This window comes from Phyllobacterium chamaecytisi, assembly GCF_020164455.1.
In the GTDB taxonomy this organism is placed as follows: Bacteria; Pseudomonadota; Alphaproteobacteria; order Rhizobiales; family Rhizobiaceae; genus Phyllobacterium; species Phyllobacterium chamaecytisi.
The window spans coordinates 1-16,031 of record NZ_JAIQWW010000005.1 but is presented as its reverse complement, the minus strand read 5'-3'; the positions used below and the strand labels follow the sequence as shown (position 1 = coordinate 16,031).

At 54.5% G+C, this 16,031-nt stretch carries 14 protein-coding genes; 2 read left to right on the top strand and 12 right to left on the bottom strand.

Going from position 1 to position 16,031, the window contains the following annotated elements:
• The 4 genes from LB462_RS09170 to LB462_RS09155 form a co-directional block, all read right to left on the bottom strand.
• Nucleotides 1-3,246: an error-prone DNA polymerase gene (locus LB462_RS09170; protein ID WP_224507166.1), complete on the bottom strand. Its 3,246-nt coding sequence runs from the start codon at nucleotides 3,244-3,246 to the stop codon at nucleotides 1-3.
• On the bottom strand, nucleotides 3,246-4,802 hold the full coding sequence (locus tag LB462_RS09165; protein WP_224507164.1) for a Y-family DNA polymerase: 1,557 nt from the start codon (nucleotides 4,800-4,802) through the stop codon (nucleotides 3,246-3,248). Before LB462_RS09165 ends, LB462_RS09170 begins: the two co-directional genes overlap by 1 nt.
• Entirely contained in the window at nucleotides 4,705-5,490 is a 786-nt protein-coding gene (locus LB462_RS09160; RefSeq protein ID WP_224507162.1) for an ImuA family protein, read from the bottom strand. Before LB462_RS09160 ends, LB462_RS09165 begins: the two co-directional genes overlap by 98 nt.
• 93 nt (nucleotides 5,491-5,583) lie before the next feature.
• A complete protein-coding gene (locus tag LB462_RS09155) occupies nucleotides 5,584-6,012 on the bottom strand; it encodes an Lrp/AsnC family transcriptional regulator (RefSeq protein ID WP_224507160.1) in 429 nt (142 codons plus the stop codon).
• A 120-nt stretch (nucleotides 6,013-6,132) separates the two neighbouring features.
• On the opposite strand from LB462_RS09155, the gene LB462_RS09150 reads away from it, so the two are divergent.
• Nucleotides 6,133-7,236 carry a saccharopine dehydrogenase family protein gene (locus LB462_RS09150; protein WP_224507159.1) on the top strand — a complete coding sequence of 368 codons (1,104 nt, stop codon included), beginning with the start codon at nucleotides 6,133-6,135 and terminating at the stop codon, nucleotides 7,234-7,236.
• Between the two features lie 61 nt (nucleotides 7,237-7,297).
• Here LB462_RS09150 and LB462_RS09145 read toward each other — a convergent pair whose 3' ends face one another.
• From LB462_RS09145 to LB462_RS09135, 3 genes are all read right to left on the bottom strand, one after another.
• Nucleotides 7,298-8,548, bottom strand: coding sequence for an aminopeptidase (locus tag LB462_RS09145; protein WP_224507156.1), 1,251 nt, complete (start codon nucleotides 8,546-8,548; stop codon nucleotides 7,298-7,300).
• 140 nt (nucleotides 8,549-8,688) lie between these two features.
• Nucleotides 8,689-9,537 (bottom strand): SDR family NAD(P)-dependent oxidoreductase, encoded by an 849-nt coding sequence (locus LB462_RS09140; protein ID WP_224507154.1) that lies wholly within the window; start codon nucleotides 9,535-9,537, stop codon nucleotides 8,689-8,691.
• A gap of 71 nt (nucleotides 9,538-9,608) precedes the next feature.
• Nucleotides 9,609-10,031, bottom strand: coding sequence for a hypothetical protein (locus LB462_RS09135; RefSeq protein WP_224507152.1), 423 nt, complete (start codon nucleotides 10,029-10,031; stop codon nucleotides 9,609-9,611).
• Nucleotides 10,032-10,282: 251 nt separating this feature from the next.
• Between LB462_RS09135 and LB462_RS09130 the strand changes: the two genes are divergently transcribed.
• Nucleotides 10,283-10,573 carry a DUF6074 family protein gene (locus LB462_RS09130; protein ID WP_224507151.1) on the top strand — a complete coding sequence of 97 codons (291 nt, stop codon included), beginning with the start codon at nucleotides 10,283-10,285 and terminating at the stop codon, nucleotides 10,571-10,573.
• A gap of 65 nt (nucleotides 10,574-10,638) precedes the next feature.
• Here LB462_RS09130 and LB462_RS09125 read toward each other — a convergent pair whose 3' ends face one another.
• The 5 genes from LB462_RS09125 to LB462_RS09105 form a co-directional block, all read right to left on the bottom strand.
• Nucleotides 10,639-10,956, bottom strand: a complete 318-nt coding sequence (locus LB462_RS09125; protein ID WP_112532216.1) for a PepSY domain-containing protein — start codon at nucleotides 10,954-10,956, stop codon at nucleotides 10,639-10,641.
• Nucleotides 10,957-11,093: 137 nt separating this feature from the next.
• Nucleotides 11,094-12,062 (bottom strand): hypothetical protein, encoded by a 969-nt coding sequence (locus LB462_RS09120; RefSeq protein ID WP_224507149.1) that lies wholly within the window; start codon nucleotides 12,060-12,062, stop codon nucleotides 11,094-11,096.
• Between the two features lie 224 nt (nucleotides 12,063-12,286).
• On the bottom strand, nucleotides 12,287-13,213 hold the full coding sequence (locus LB462_RS09115; RefSeq protein WP_224507147.1) for a Gfo/Idh/MocA family protein: 927 nt from the start codon (nucleotides 13,211-13,213) through the stop codon (nucleotides 12,287-12,289).
• 105 nt (nucleotides 13,214-13,318) lie between these two features.
• On the bottom strand, nucleotides 13,319-14,656 hold the full coding sequence (locus tag LB462_RS09110) for an HlyD family type I secretion periplasmic adaptor subunit (RefSeq protein ID WP_224507144.1): 1,338 nt from the start codon (nucleotides 14,654-14,656) through the stop codon (nucleotides 13,319-13,321).
• 36 nt (nucleotides 14,657-14,692) lie between these two features.
• On the bottom strand, nucleotides 14,693-16,031 hold a 1,339-nt coding region (locus LB462_RS09105; protein ID WP_304610440.1), incomplete at its 5' end, for a calcium-binding protein.

The window sequence follows — 16,031 nt, the reverse complement described above, 5'->3', positions numbered from 1 at the left end:
TCAGTGAAAATCTCTCGATTTTGGCAAAATACGCACCTTGCGTGGATGACTGGCCCGTGGTCGATCCGGGACCGGATGTATTACCTCGTCGCTATGAGACACAGGTAGGATAGTTCGTTGCTCGGAGAGACGGTAGAGATCTCCGGTCCGATCAAACAGTTTTCGGGCAACAATGTGCACAACATTATCGGCGCTTTGAACCATGCCTTCGATCAGGATCAGGCGTGATCCCATGACTTCCTTGCGATATTTTTCCAGTAGTTTTGCCCAGACAACGATATTGGCGATGCCTGTTTCATCCTCGATTGTCATAAAGACAACTTTGCCATTGCCTGGCCTTTGCCGGACAGTAATCACGCCGGCAAGTTTGACCCGTCGATTGTTGCTCAGACTGTTCGCCTGCTTGCATGTTACAATGTTTTCCGCAGTCAGCATTTCACGCAAGAACTGCATTGGATGGCCTTTGAGCGAAAGCCGCGTCGATTCATAGTCGGCAATGACGTGCTCGGACATTTTCATCTGCGGCAGTCTGGTTTCGGCTTCCCTTGCCAATTCATTCGTTTCAGCAACCTGGAAGAGTGGCAGGGTTTCATTGTTAGGGAAACGACGGACTGCCCATAGTGCTTCGCGGCGATCAATTTCCAGCGAACGGAACGCATCGGCATCAGCGAGGAGAATAAAGGCTCGTCTTTCCAGCCGCGTCAGGCGGCGCAGTTCTTCGATGTCACTATAGTGGTGCTTTCGTTTTGCGCATATTTCGTCCGCCCAGGCTTCCGAAAAGCCTTCGACCTGTCGAAAGCCTAGACGCAAGGCAAGATTATTCTTGTCGACGCGTTCCAGCGTATTGTCCCATTCGCTGAAGTTGATATCGACGGGACGTACCTCGACGCCATGCTCGCGTGCATCGCGGATGATCTGTGCGGGAGCATAAAAACCCATCGGTTGTGAGTTCAAAAGTGCCGCCGCGAATGTCGCAGGATGATGGCATTTGATCCAGGAAGAAATATAAACGAGAATCGCAAAACTCGCCGCGTGGCTTTCCGGGAAACCATACTCACCAAAGCCCTTGATCTGGTTGAAGCAGTTTTCGGCAAAGCTCCGCTCATAACCACGGCGGACCATCCCCTCCACCATTTTCCCTTCCATTTCGCTGATTGTGCCGACATTGCGGAATGTGGCCATGGAACGGCGCAATTTATTGGCTTCGTCGGGAGTAAATTTTGCTGCCTCGATGGCAATGCGCATGGCTTGTTCCTGGAATAGAGGTACACCAAGGGTCCTGCCGAGAACATTTCTCAGTTCGTCCTTGTCACCATGCTTAGGGGACGGAGACGGATAGTGGACTTTCTCTATTTTATTGCGACGGCGCAAATAGGGATGAACCATATCGCCCTGGATTGGACCAGGACGAACGATGGCAACCTCGATCACCAGATCATAGAATTCTCTTGGTCGAAGGCGCGGCAGCATGTTCATTTGTGCGCGGCTTTCCACCTGGAACACGCCAAGGGAATCGGCATTGCAGAGCATGTCATAGACCGCGGGGTCTTCCTGGGGGATCGTTGCCAGTTCATAACGTTTGCCCCCATGCAGATGAATGAGATCAAAAGCCTTGCGAATGCATGTCAGCATACCAAGTGACAGCACATCCACCTTCATGATGTTGAGTTCGTCGATGTCATCCTTATCCCACTCTATGAAAGTGCGGTCTTTCATAGCTGCAGGACCAACAGGGACGGTTTCGTCCAAGCGCTCCTGCGTCAGTACAAATCCACCCACATGCTGGGAAAGGTGGCGTGGAAAACCAATCAATTCGGTCGCGAGTCGGACAGCGCGCCGTATCATGACATTATCGGGATCCAGTCCAGCTTGCCGAACCTCGTTCTTCTCAACCGCTGTGCCCCAGCTGCCCCAGACCATATTGGCCAGCGCAGCAGTAACGTCTTCAGTCAGCCCCAAAGCCTTGCCCACATCACGGATAGCGCTGCGCGGGCGGTAGCTGATGACAGTGGCCACGATGGCCGCTCGACTGCGACCATAACGCTCATAGACCCATTGCATCACTTCTTCGCGGCGTTCATGCTCGAAATCGACATCGATATCCGGTGGTTCCTTCCGCTCCGCCGAGAGGAACCGTTCGAACAAGACATCCGTGTGTTTTGGATCAACTGCTGTGATAGCAAGACAATAACAGACCGCGGAATTGGCAGCGGAGCCGCGGCCCTGGCAAAGAATATTCTGCGAGCGGGCATATTTGACGATGTCATAAACCGTGAGGAAATAGGGTGCATATTCAAGCCCTTCGATTATCGCCAGCTCTTTCCGCAAAATTGCACATACCTTTTCCGGAATGCCTTCAGGATAGCGCTGTGCAGCACCTTTCCACGTTTCCTCGGATAGATATTGTTGCGGTGTCTTGCCCGGTGGCACTGGTTCGTCAGGATAGTCATATTTCAGCTGATCGAGCGAAAAGCCGATCGGCTCAACGAAACGCTGCGTTTCCTGAAGTGCTGCGGGGAAATGCCGGAAAAGTCGCTGCATTTCATCAGGCGATTTCAAATGCCGTTCCGCATTCTTTTCCAGCTTGCGTCCGGCCGTATCGATCGTGACATGTTCGCGAATGCAGGTCAGTACATCCTGCAACGGCCGCCGTGCAGCGGTGTGATAGAGCACATTATTGATCGCCAGCAAGGGAACATTGGCCCCTGTTGCAATATGCGCCAGCTTTTCACCATACCGCCGGTCTGCACCCTGATGCGGCATTGCCAAAGCAAGCCAGACTGAACCCGGTGCCGCAATGACAAGTTTTCTCAGGAACGCAGTTAAGATTTTATCTGCCCGTAACGGCGGAACGACCGCGATTTGAAAACCTTTCGCTCGGAAAAGAAAATCCTCGAGAAGAAGGTGGCACTCACCCTTGATTTTCGCCCGATCCTTGCCTTCGCTCAAAAGACGGCAGAGCTGGCCATAGGCTGTACGGTCGCGTGGGTAGACGAGCAGATCTGGCGTGTCGTCAATAAAGACCAGCCTGCATCCGATAAAGAGGTTCAGTCGTATTCCAGCTTTTTCCTTGAGCTCATTATGAGCCTTATAGGCCCGCACCACACCTGCCAGTGTGTTGCGGTCAGCGATGCCTATACCATCGAGCCCGAGTATGGCTGCAGCCTGCACAAGTTCATGCGGTTGCGAGGCGCCTTCAAGAAAGGAAAAATTACTAGTGACAGCAAGTTCCGTGTAGGGTCGCATCAGGCAAAAATCCCGTGTAGAAACCAACGCGGTGTGGGATCTCCACGCTCATACAAGCCTTCGCGAAACACCCAGAAACGACGGCCTCTATTGTCTTCAAGGCGGTAATAATCCCGCGTCAGCGCGCCGGCATGTTCGCGCCACCACTCGGGGGCGATGCGTTCCGGTCCCTCTGCCATGGTGATAATATGCTGAACCCGGCGCCAGGTGAATCGTGCCGGGGCGGCATCCGGGACTTCAAACGTCGCATCAATCCGCTCGGGTGGCTGAAATAATCGGATCGGCCGCTCCGGAGGATTGCCCGGATTATGTTCTGGTGCCCGTTCAAACACCATGTCCTGTTTTGAGGAAGTGGCAGGTTCAAGTGAAACTGCGTGTTCGGGAATATGCGTATCGACAGGCAGCGGGCGTAGTACACGGGAATTGCCAAGACGGATGGAAAGCCGGTCGACAAGCGTGTTGATCTCTTCTGTTTCTTGTGCCCTGTCGTCGAGGCTTTTCTGGATCGCTTGACTCTGCTCCACACGAATAGCGGCAAGCCGGATGATATCAAAACCATAACCGGCATCGAGCGGATCGCTAAGTGTGGAAAGCCGCTCTTTCAATAGTCGAAACATGGTTTTTGTTTCGGTCACGGGGCGGCCGGTCTGAATGCTGATGCGGCGTACATTGCCATCGGCACGAAAGAAGCTGGCTTCGATCTCGCGGGCACCCTCAACTCTTTGTTGCAGGCGACGGAAAAGTTCATCGCTCAAGGACAGAAGAACGTGTTCCACGGATTCCATGGCGATGAGCGGTTCTGCCATACGCCGCTCAATCATGCAGACAGGGACGATACGGCGAGGGGTAATAGGTTCGTCCTGACGACCAAACAATGCATCGAGGTGGTTAACAAGATTTGTGCCAAAACGCGCTGTGAGTGCAGCTCGGGGCAAGACATCGATATCACCAACGTTGCGTAAACCCGCCCGCTTGAGACCGGCGAGATGGTTCTCTTCGATATCGAGACTGATAAGCGGCAAGGCGTATAATCTGCGCGTCTCGTCATTCCGGTCGATGATACCACCGGGCGAGTGTCGAGCAAGGGCGCGTGCTGCAGCGGGATTGCTTGCAAGAGCGGTCCGGACGATCATGCCATAGCGATGAAGACGCTTATGAATATCTTCAATAAGATTGCTTTCATCGCCAAAAAGATGAATGCAGCCGGTCAGGTCGAGAATAAGGCCATGAGGCTCATCAAGTGCCACAAGCGGTGTGTAGCGGTCACACCAATCGGCCAATTTTTCAAGCAGGACAGCATCCTTGCGCGGTGAAGCGAAAGCGATATCCAGCTTTTCAAATTGCGCGCGTGCATCTGTCAGAGCCATGCCCTTGTAGAGCCCCGCCTTGGCGGCCTTTTCATCGACAGCTGTCAGCCTCAAGGCATTGGCAAGTTTGTCCACCACGATCAGGTGTTGATCAGTATGGGCGCGTCCCGGATTTTCGCGTTTGAGGCGGTCGGTAGGAAGGTGCGGAAACCATAGTGCCAGAAAACGGCTCGATCTGTCTGAAAACATGATCATCACTTTCCCATTGCAGGATCCAATGGCCTGTCATTCCCTGTCTGTTGCGTATGAGAGTGGCGTCGAAAACCGGATGTCCGGGTGCATTGGCGCCACTCGATTGCGAAGGTGCGGCACGGATCAACCAGCGAGTGACGGCGGCATTTTCGCTGGGGTATGCCCCCAATCGCAGAAGAAAGGCCGGCACATCGGTTTGTTGCGCCGTCAGCAGCAATTTGCGCGAGGCGGTCAGGTCCAGACACTTCGGGTTGCTCCACGGCGCGATGATGACGGCGCCCGTGCCACGAATACCGAGACTGTCCGAAGCAGCTTTCAAAACATCCTGCGGTGAGGCGCATCGCACGATGATGAGGCGTTGCGGATCAAGTCCAATATTTTGCAAGCCGGGAGCATATGGGAAGCCATTTTCTTGCGCTGCAAAATCTTCTTCCAACCATAGAACAGGGCTTTGATCCGGAGATGCGCGCAGGACAAGGGCAATAGCGAAACCGGTCGCCGCACCTGCGTCGCCTGCTTCTTCTGCGAAGATTTCATGCACGGCACCACGCTGCATCCCCTGGCGGAAGACGCGGTCGATATCATTGTCGCCGAAGTCAAAGGCGGAGCGCTGCGCAGCACGCGCATTCTCCTCTCCAAGACATGCGATGTCGCGTCTCAACGCCGCAAGATCGACGGTTGTCACTACGGTAGCCTTTCAATGTTCATGATATGTTCTATTATGGAATCCGATGACAGCAAGAGTCAAGCGGCATGTATCAGGTTGTTGGATGCGCCATTATCGATCGATACGAGTGGAGAGAATAATCGACGACATGGTGCGTTCGACACCTTCAAGAGCGCCGATTTCGTCGAGCAATTTGTCCAGTTCCTGTATCGAAGGTGCTTCAACGATAACGATCATATCGAATTGACCGCTAACGGAATGAAGCGTTCTGACCCAGGCGATTTTCCGCAAGGCAGCCTCAACCTTCACAGCCAGTTTCGGCAAGGCCGTCACCAGCACATGTGCCCTCACCAGGTTTTGTTCATATTCGGGGGAAAGCTGAACGCTATATCCCCTTATCATACCGCGCTTTTCCAGCCGTTCGATGCGGCTTTGCACAGTGGTGCGTGATACGCGCAGCTTGCGAGCAAGCTCGGCAGTCGAGGCTCTCGCATTCTCGCGCAGCAATGAAAGCAGGGCATGATCGGCTTCTGACAGCATAATGACAAATCCAATCGGCATATCGACAAAATTATGGTGTTGTTTCGTCAGTTTATAGACTTCATTTCGCCGAGCAATATGCGAAATTCATATAAAGTTTTTATATCCGAGGGGAATCACATGAAAGAGATCGTTGTCGTTGGAGCAGGGAAAATCGGCGGGACCATCGCTAATCTTCTGGCTGGTACGGGAGATTATCGCGTAACGGTCGTCGACCGGTCGCAAGCCCAGCTTGATGCTTTGGATGTATCGCCGCTCGTTGAAACCGCCTGCATCGAGATTTCCGAAGTCGGAGCGCTTGAAAGCGTTCTCAATGGCAAATTCGCCGTGCTGAGTGCAGCGCCGTTCCATTTGACCACGCGCATAGCTGAAGCTGCCGCCAAATCCAGCGTGCATTATCTCGATCTTACAGAAGACGTGGCCAGCACACGCATCGTCAAGCAGCTGGCAATGACTGCCAAGACTGCTTTCATTCCCCAATGCGGCCTTGCACCAGGCTTCATCTCGATTGTAGCCAACGATCTGGCCAAGCGCTTCGATACGTTGGAAAGCGTGCGCATGCGCGTTGGCGCACTGCCGCAATATCCGTCAAACGCACTGAACTACAATCTGACATGGAGCACGGACGGGGTTATCAACGAATATTGCGAGCCCTGCGAGGCGATCGTCGATGGCGAGTTGACGGAGGTGCCGCCGCTGGAAGAACGCGAGGAATTTTCGCTCGACGGAGTGACCTATGAGGCGTTCAATACGTCAGGCGGTCTCGGCACATTGTGCGAAACACTCCTCGGCAAGGTTCGCACGCTCAACTATCGCACCATTCGCTATCCTGGCCACGCGGCTATCATGAAGGCGCTGCTCAACGACCTTGGACTGCGTGATCGCCGCGATGTGTTCAAGGATATTCTCGAAAACGCCTTGCCATCGACCTTGCAGGATGTCGTCGTGATTTTCGTTACGGTCAGCGGACGCAAGAAGGGCCGTCTTCTTCAGGAAACCTATGCCAACAAGGTCTACAGCGGCCATATCGGATCGCAACTTTATAGCGGGATCCAGATCACGACGGCGTCGGCCATCTGTGCCGTGCTTGACATGCTCGCGAACGGCGCCTTGCCGCAGCAGGGTTTTCTCAAGCAGGAAGATATTGCGCTTGACGCGTTCCTCGCCAATCGTTTCGGCAAGGCTTATGCGCAAGCGGAATCAGCTGGGCGGCTGGTTGCCTAACCCATAGCACAAAACAACAAGGCCACCTTGGGTGGCCTTTTTGTTTTTATGAAGTCAACGATCAAACCCATTCGCCCTTGCGCATCACGGGCACAGCCGAACCGTCCTTGTTGATGCCGTCTACATCGATCTCGCCAGAGCCGATCATCCAGTCGATATGAATGAGGCTCTTATTACCACCACGCGCTGCAACTTCATCGGTCGTCAGCTCGCCGCCATTGACGAAGCATTTCGAATAGCATTGGCCGAGCGCGATGTGGCTTGCAGCGTTTTCATCGAAAAGTGTGTTGAAGAACAACAGGCCCGATGCTGAAATCGGGGAGGAATGAGGGACAAGCGCCACTTCGCCGAGACGACGTGCGCCCTCGTCAGTGCCAAGCACCTTGTTGAAGACTTCTTCGCCCCGCGTCGCCTTGGCTTCGACAATCCTGCCACCTTCGAAGCGAACCTGGATATTTTCGATGAGCGTGCCCTGGTGGGAAAGTGGCTTGGTGCTCGAAACATGGCCATTGACCCGCAGTGCGTGGGGTGTCGTGAAAACTTCTTCGGTGGGAATATTCGGGTTGCAGGTTATGCCATTCTTCGCAACCGAAGCACCACCATGCCATTCATGTTCATCTGCGAGGCCAACTGTGAGGTCCGTGCCCGGTCCTTTGAAATGCAGTGCCGAGAAAGTGCGCTCGTTCAGCCATTTTGTGCGCTTACGCAAGGCGGCGTTGTGATCACGCCAGGCGCTGACAGGATCGTCCAGATCGACACGCGACGCCGCAAAAATTGCATTAGCGAGCATGGTTATAGCCACTTCGGGATCCTGATCGGGAAATACTTGCTTCGCCCAGGATGGATTCGGGTACGAAACGATGTTCCAGTTGACTTCGAAATTGGTGATTTTTTCCAACGCAGGCTGATAAGCGCGTGACTGTGCCCGGTTTGCGCGGGAGACCTTCTCCGGGTCCTCCGATGAGAGCAGCATCGGATTGTCACCGGCAACTGCAAGCCGAGCTGTATTGGCAGAAAAGGCTTTCGCCATGCCCTCAAACAGCCAGCCTGTGGCGCGATCGAAACTTTCGTCCGGCGCGTTGCGATAGCGCATAAGGGTGGCTTCTTCGTCGCTGTATAGCGATGTAACGAGAGCGGCTCCTGCCTTGTAGGCATGTTCTGTGATCCGCCGCACCAGGGGAACTGCGGCAAGCGGGGCGGTAATCAGGAGATCTTGTCCGGGCTGCAACTGCAAGCCAATTTTGATAGCTACTTCCGCCAGACGATCGAGCTTGACGGGATCGACTGCGGGGATTTGGGGAGATGAGGTCATTATGAATCCAACTTGGTCAATGAAGGGCTTTCCTCAGCATAGAACCGGATTAGTCCCGGTATCAAGCGACCGATTTTGGAATTACCTTTCGCAATTTGATGGATCCACAATGTCCGGGACTGTGTTTCAGGACTAGCGGGTCAGATATCCTGATTAAGAAAATCAGCGAATTCGGTCTGATAGTCCGGATGCCAACGCGATAGGGGTGGACGGTTCCTGATAATGTCGTTGGCTGCCCAGAGGATGCGCCGCTCATCGAGGTTGCGGGCAACATCGTTGTCCGGGCAAAGGATATAAAAATCACCGGCTGATACACGCTCCAGCATAAAATCGACCGTTTGTTCCGGCGTCCACGCGCCAGCTGGCTTTTCCGTGCGGTCTCCTGCAGTCAAAGGCGTATAGACAAAACCCGGAATGAACAGATGAGCCGTTACGTGACAGTCCTTCGTGTTACGTAACTCATGCTGCAAGGCTTCAGTGAAGGTCTTTACGCCCGATTTCGAGACATTGTAAGCAGGATCGCCAGGCGGAGTGGTTATGCCCTGCTTGGAGCCTGTGTTGATGATGAGGCCAGGCTTGCCTCGCCGGATCATGTCCGGGCCAAGAACCTGGCTGCCGCGGATGATGCCGAACATGTTTACGGCGATGATCCTGTCCCAGTGATCTGGATCGAAAACGCTGCTGCCAGGCTGGATGCCTGCATTGTTCATGAGGACGGCAACGCTGCCAAATCGATCATTGACCGTCTGCTGCAGTTTGCGCAGATCTTCGACGTTGGTCACGTCTGTGGCGACAGCGATGACATCATCACCGGTGCTGGCGAGTTCAGAAACCGCCGCATAAGCCCGGTCGAGTTTTTCACCTGCTAGATCAGCAATAGCGACCTTTAAACCCATGGAGGTGAAGCGTTTTGCAGCTGCAAGGCCGATACCGGATGCGCCTCCTGTGACTACGGCTACATGGGAAGGTGAAAAGGCAGGATGTGCCATGGAATTCGTCCTTTATCGTTACGTAGCGCTATCGCGGCAAGCTAACGGAACATGAGAACAGTAACATTTGATCAGCCGAAATTCGGAACACGCAAATAATGCGCAAGCGGCGTCACTTGTTCCTTCGAGTCGCGCAAGTCAGACTTTCGCTCGGCGAAGGCATCCTTTTGCCGGCGCGCGTCGAGAATCTCCTTTTCCGAGCTTTCGCCCATACTGAGAGCTTTGAGCAAGACCATTCGCGCGCTGTCGGCGATACCCGAGCGATTTTCGTTTAGAGCAATGTCGAGAATGACCCTGCGGAAATCCGTCGGTCCAAGAAGTGTTACGGCGCGTTCGCGCCGCCCATTTTCAGCGTCGATAAGCGCATATAGTTTGTCGCGCAGATCAGCACCGACATTCTCGTACTGCATAGAGAGATCCGGTGCAGCCACGGCAAGCTTTTGCTTCTGCCGCTCGCGGTGCCGTCTCTGCCTCTCTGCATTACTGAGTGTCATGGGTTAATGCCGTAACGAATGCGAATCACTTTACACGAACCTGAATAAGCATGCGTGCCGTAGCGGGCAACATTGTGGTTTCGTTACACACAATCTGTTCGCTGGCTTGTTACATAACTTGTTACGTAACCAATCAGAGCGTTCCACACGGCATGACCGGACATAGCTGAACACATTGTTAGGAACCTTCGCCTTATCGTTGGGCGAATCAATTGTAAGCGCGGCGTTGCCGAACTGGGAAGAGTATGAGTATGTTCGAAGCTGAATCCCCGATCCCATGTCAGATCATTGCGTTCCCACTGACAAAGCGTGTGGCGAAGATTCGCGACGTGGCGGCGAAACTGATGGAAAAGGCTACCGATCGGCAGGCGGAAGCCTATCGTAACCAGATTGCCGATACGCTGTTTCGGCATCTTGAGCGGATTGGGGTCAAAGAGGACGAACAGGATGAGCAGGTCGGAGCATTCTTCACCGCAGTCGAGCTGGAACTGTCGCGTCTATATGATCTCACTGAAGACTATGGCGATACATCAGCCTACTAAGCGACCGACTGTCGGCATGGAAAAGCCCGCCACTTGCGGCGACGGGCTTTCGTCAGGTTCAGCGCTTATTGCACGGAAAGGACGTCACCAGTACGGCGATCCACACTGACGCGCATATCGTTTCCGCGGCGATCTATACCCTCAACGACGAATCTTGACCTCGTGCGTCTTACGTCGTCAACGTCGCGAAGACCTTCGCTTCTGGCGATACGCACGGCTTCGCGCTCACTGATGTCCGAAAAACGGCGATAATCCCGTTCCGGCCGTGGCTCTTGTAGCCGAACACCGTCAGGGCCAATCTGGATGGACTGAGCAAAGGCTTGGGGAGCCGATGTTATGGCGATTAACGCCGTTGCTCCGACGATAAGGATTTTTTTCAACATAACAGTCTTCCTTTTTTCAAATCAAATATCCCGCCCATTTGATAAGGTTAACGTTCACCAAGGGGCGGGGTTCCAACTTTTGGGAAAATGCTGGATTGCGCCTAAGCCAAAATACGAGGCGTGATTGCTAACCAGACTTATCTGCAGCGTTTCAAGCGAAAGCTGTCGCCGCTTTCGAGCGAATACCAGGTGAGGTTTTTTTTTGTCACATCCCGGAGCTCGAAGGCATAGCCATCGCTCAATTCTACCCGGTAGCTGTTGCCATTTCGTTCGACATTCCTGATAGGCGTTCCGTCATATGTCCTTGTATTGAAATCCCAGAGTCTGCCTCGGCAGTTACCGTCAATCTGATCCCACCTGCCGACGAAAGTCATCTCAGCTGCGGGTTTGACCGCTGGCTTGATGGCAGGCTTTGCCATGTTTGCTGCAACTTCGGCAGTTCTTTTCGCGTCGGCGGCCGCGGCCGTTGCCTTTGCATCGGCGGCTTGCTTCTGCTTCGCATCGTCAGTGGCTTCTTGGTCGGCTCGTAGCTTTTCAATTCGCGTGTCAACCTTGGCAATGTTGTCAACGCCCAGCACGTCGGCACAGTCAAGGAGCGCCATGCGTTTGGAGACCAGATCCTCGAGGCCAGCAGCGTCGGCGCTCGATTGCAGGTCATGGCAAGTAGCGGACCGCTTTTCGGCCTGCGCAGCCTTTTGCTCGGCCGCGTTCGCATCGGCGAACGTCTGCTTGATGGCCGCCATGTGCTGCTTTGAGTCCTCAATCGTCGCTGCGACACCGTCGACGAAAGTAGCGGCCGGCGCGCAGGCCGATTGATCGACTTTCAAATGTTCCGCTGCGGAACGGTCGGCGTCTGCAATAATGTCCGTAGCTTGTTCATTCCCATTCATTTCCTGGCGGAATTCCGCTTCTTGCGCGGCGGCATCGGCGAGGGGTTGAGTGGCAAATGGATGATCGGCAAAGCAATACTGGTCGATGGCTTTTGCATACGCGCTTGCCTTCGTAAATTTAAGCGCCTGAATGGCATCCCGCGTTTTGTCATCAACGGCATTTGCTTCGCTGGAAAAGGCGGCACAGATGATGGCTGCGGTAACGAACTTCTTCATGGTTGCAATCCTTGCTCGACGCCTGTTCGGCAGGTACGAATTGAAATGCGCTAACCATGAAAATGTTCATGGGTTGAATGATAAAATCCCGCTGAAATATGGTTTGATTTTGTTCGCGCTATGTGAGCGCCGTAACCGGGCACACGAAGCCTTCCGCATTTCCCATACACAAATCGGTTTCTGCAGGATCAGCTCCAACGGTATCGGACAGATTGCGTCTGATGCTAATCGTGGAAGGCTGCAACGAAGACACGTTTGCCGAGCATGAACGAGTCGGCGACATGCCGAAGCGGCGCTAGATCGACGTCGGATTCTCCATTTTTGACTAGCCTGGCAAATTGACGGTAAAGAGCTGCGTATTCCGTCTCCGATGAAACTGGAACAACCGTATCGTTGATGGTGAGCTTTGAACCGCCTTCAGCCAGAACCATCTTTCCAGCAGACGTTTCGGCAACAATGTCCCACGTTTGCTCGCCTAGTTGCCGCCAATCGAATTCCGCGTGGACAGAAATATTGTCACTGTTCGTGAAATTAAGATCGGCTGCAATTGGTGCATGTTTGTTTTCCGGAAATTCCAGCGTCGCGTTTCTGAGAAAAATGCCGGTTGGCAAAATATGCGTTATGATCGATAGCGCATTTATGCCGGGGTCGAAGACACCGAGACCGCCGGCTTGCCATACCCAATCCTGATTGGGATGCCAGTGGCGAACGTCTTCTTTCCAGACGACGTGAACGCTTTGGATATTTGTTGATGCCAAGAACGACTTTGCAGCTTCAACGGCAGCGGCATATCGGGAATGCCAGCTGGCGAAAAGTGAAACACCCTTCTCGATGGCAAGAGCCTCCAGGTCAGCGACCTCGCTCAGCGTTGCTCCAGGCGGCTTTTCAAGAAAGACATGCTTGCCTGCACAGAGCGCTTTGTAAGCAGCATCGTAGCGGAACTGAGGAGGCATGCAGAGGGACACCGCGTCGATGAAGGGGACGGCGTCAAGCATCGCCTCTATCGTCGGAAAATTCGGAATGCCCTCGACCGCGCCGTTACGGCTTGCCGCAGCGACAAGCTGCAAGTCTGGATTGCCCGCAATTGAAGGCAGGTGCTGATCGCGGGCAATTTTACCAACGCCGACAATTGCTAGGTTGATTGGTGGCATAGCGAATCCCCTTTTGAAGGGGTTTAGCAATCGAATATGCCCTTAACAAGAGGCACCCGCGACGGAAACCGAATCTCGCGAATGCCGCTTATATCCCCAGTCTCGCTACTGCTCACGGAAGGCTCGGCTGAACTGATCGGCGAGCGGCTTGGACAGGAAGGACATCGCTGTACGCTCTTCGGTCGAAACAAAGACTTCCACGGGCATACCTGGCAACAACTTGCTGTCGCCGAGCTTTTCGAGCTCGTCCGATGGTACAATGACGTCGGCCAGATAATAGACCTGGCCCGTCGAGGGATCGCTGCTGGTCGCCGCAGAAACATAGGCGATACGGCCATGCAGTTCCGGCGTGGTACGCTGGTTGAAGGCCGAAAAGCGCAATTTTGCCGGTTGTCCAACGAAAACCTGGTCGATATCAGTCGGTGACAGTTTCGCCTCTATCTTCAACGCAGCATCTGCGGGGACAAGCGTCACCAGCTTCTCCGCCGGGGTGATAACACCGCCGATGGTGTGGACTGCGAGTTCGTTGACAGTACCCGAGAGCGGTGCGCGGATATCGGCGCGCGCGAGCCGGTCCTCGATCGCCACTCGCCGTTCCCTGAGTTCGGAGAGCTTTGGCTCGATTGCGCTCAGTTCACGCTGTGCTTCGGTGCGTGCTGTTTCATCGATGGCTATAATCTGCAGGCGGATTTCGCCCATGCGGGCTTTGGCGCGCGCGATATTGGCTTCAACCTCGCCCCGCTCGCCGAGGAGCTTCGCCATTTCGCGGTCTATGATATATTTGCGCGAGGTTTCGATGAGGCGTTTGTCTGTCAAGCCCTTGATTTTGCCGTGTTCGGTCTTGACCAACGCAATCTCGTCGATCTTGGCATCGCGCTGCGACTCAAGCCCCTTGATTTCCTCGCCAAGCTGATCGATCCCAAGGACCAGCTGTTCCTTCTGGCTTTTGCGGTTCTGACGATTGCCGTCAAACATGCGCTTTTCACCAAAGAACACATGTGGAAAGTCCCCGGTTCGCGCGCTCAGTTCCGCTGACATCATGATGGCGTCGAGATTGTCGCGCTCGGCCATCAGCCGCGCCTGTTTCGCCATCAGTTCGACCAGCTGGGTGCGAACAATCGAAAGTTCCGCACGCGTTTCGGCGTCATCCAGCCGCAGCATGACCTGACCCTTCGTGACAAAGTCACCTTCCCTGACTGCAATCTCGCTGATGATGCCGCCGTCGCGGTGCTGGATCGACTTCAGGTTCTGATCGACCTTGACCATGCCCGGCGCGATGATCGCCCCTGTCAGCTGTGCGGTTGCCGCCCAGCCGCCCGCACCGACGAAAAGCATTAGTCCAAGCGTAACACCCGCGACAACCCGAGGCCCTACAGCGAAACTGTTTTCAGAATCGATCTGAGGTCCCAAGCCCAAGTCTTTTTGTTTTTGTCGCCCGAACATGTTTCACTCCCACTCGCGTCACAACGACGTCTTCACTCAAGGGTTTTCGACGACCATCAGCATGTGATGACCCGTCAGATTGATAGTCATTTCATAGTGTTCATCGCGGTCCATATCGACCTCGATCAGCGTCTTTTGCAGTTCATCCGTTCCTTCGTGACGAACGCGGATCGGCAGCGGTTGCGCGTTGGCATCATCGCCGTAGGTTTCCTCGAACCGATCTTCCAGACTGTCGATGACATCTTCGAAGATCTCGTACCTGGACATCTCGATGCGATCACCAACCATGAAGTCAAGGATCTGGTGGATGACCTCGGCACTGGAACTCCCTTCCGGAATATGGAATTCGAAAGTGTCTGAACCGCCATTGCCTTCGAGGACCATGGCAGTCGTACCGATGTTCATGTGATCGTTGCCGGTGCTCCCAACCACCTGTTCGAAGCCGGAAATCACGTCGTGCCCGATATCGAAACCTGTCGCTGCGCCCGTGTTCAAATCGACAAGCACGCCTTGCGCCGACTGCGAATAGTCGAGGGTGTCGGATCCACCCTGACCGGAGTAAATGTCGTTGCTGCCATCAGCCGCCGCCAGCACGATATCGTCGCCGGTGCCAGCCAAAACGCAATCTGCTCCTGCACCATCTGCAATCACGTCATTGCCGGCGCCACCCGATAAAGTGTCGTTACCGCCGCCTCCGGCAATAATATCGTCACCGGCGTTTCCGAAGATGCTTTCGCTGGCGGTACCGCCGCTGATTTCGTCGGCTCCTGCACCCGCATTGATCACCTCAAAATTGGTAATGCTGTCCGTACCGATTTCCGCGCCGCTGGCGTTGGCGGCAACGACATCGATGACCACGGTCATCAAGGCGGCCGAATAATCGAGCGTGTCGATGCCTTCCCCGCCGTCGTAGGCATCATCGACTATATCCAGGGCGGCTGTGACCGTGTCGTTACCGGCTCCGCCGCTTACAGAGTCTTGCCCCGAACCATCAGACAGATGATCGTTGCCCTCGCCGCCTGACACGATGTCAGCGCCTCCGCCGCCTTCAATCCGATCATCGCCGCCATTGCCATGGATCTCCTCGGCCGCATCGCTGCCTTGGATGTCATCCTGTCCCGCCCCGGCCATGAAAACCTCGAAGTTCGAAATCGTGTCCTCACCAATCTCGGCGCTGGATGCAGTACCTTCGTCGACATCGATCGTGCTCCCGTACAGGACTGCGGTATAGTCGAGCGTATCGACGCCAGCGCCGCCGTCATAAACGTCGGCCACCTGATCGGTATCAACCGCCACTTGATCGTTACCAGAGCCGCCGCGCACAATGTCTTTGCCACTGCCACCACTGAGAACATCATCGTCGAGGCCACCGTCA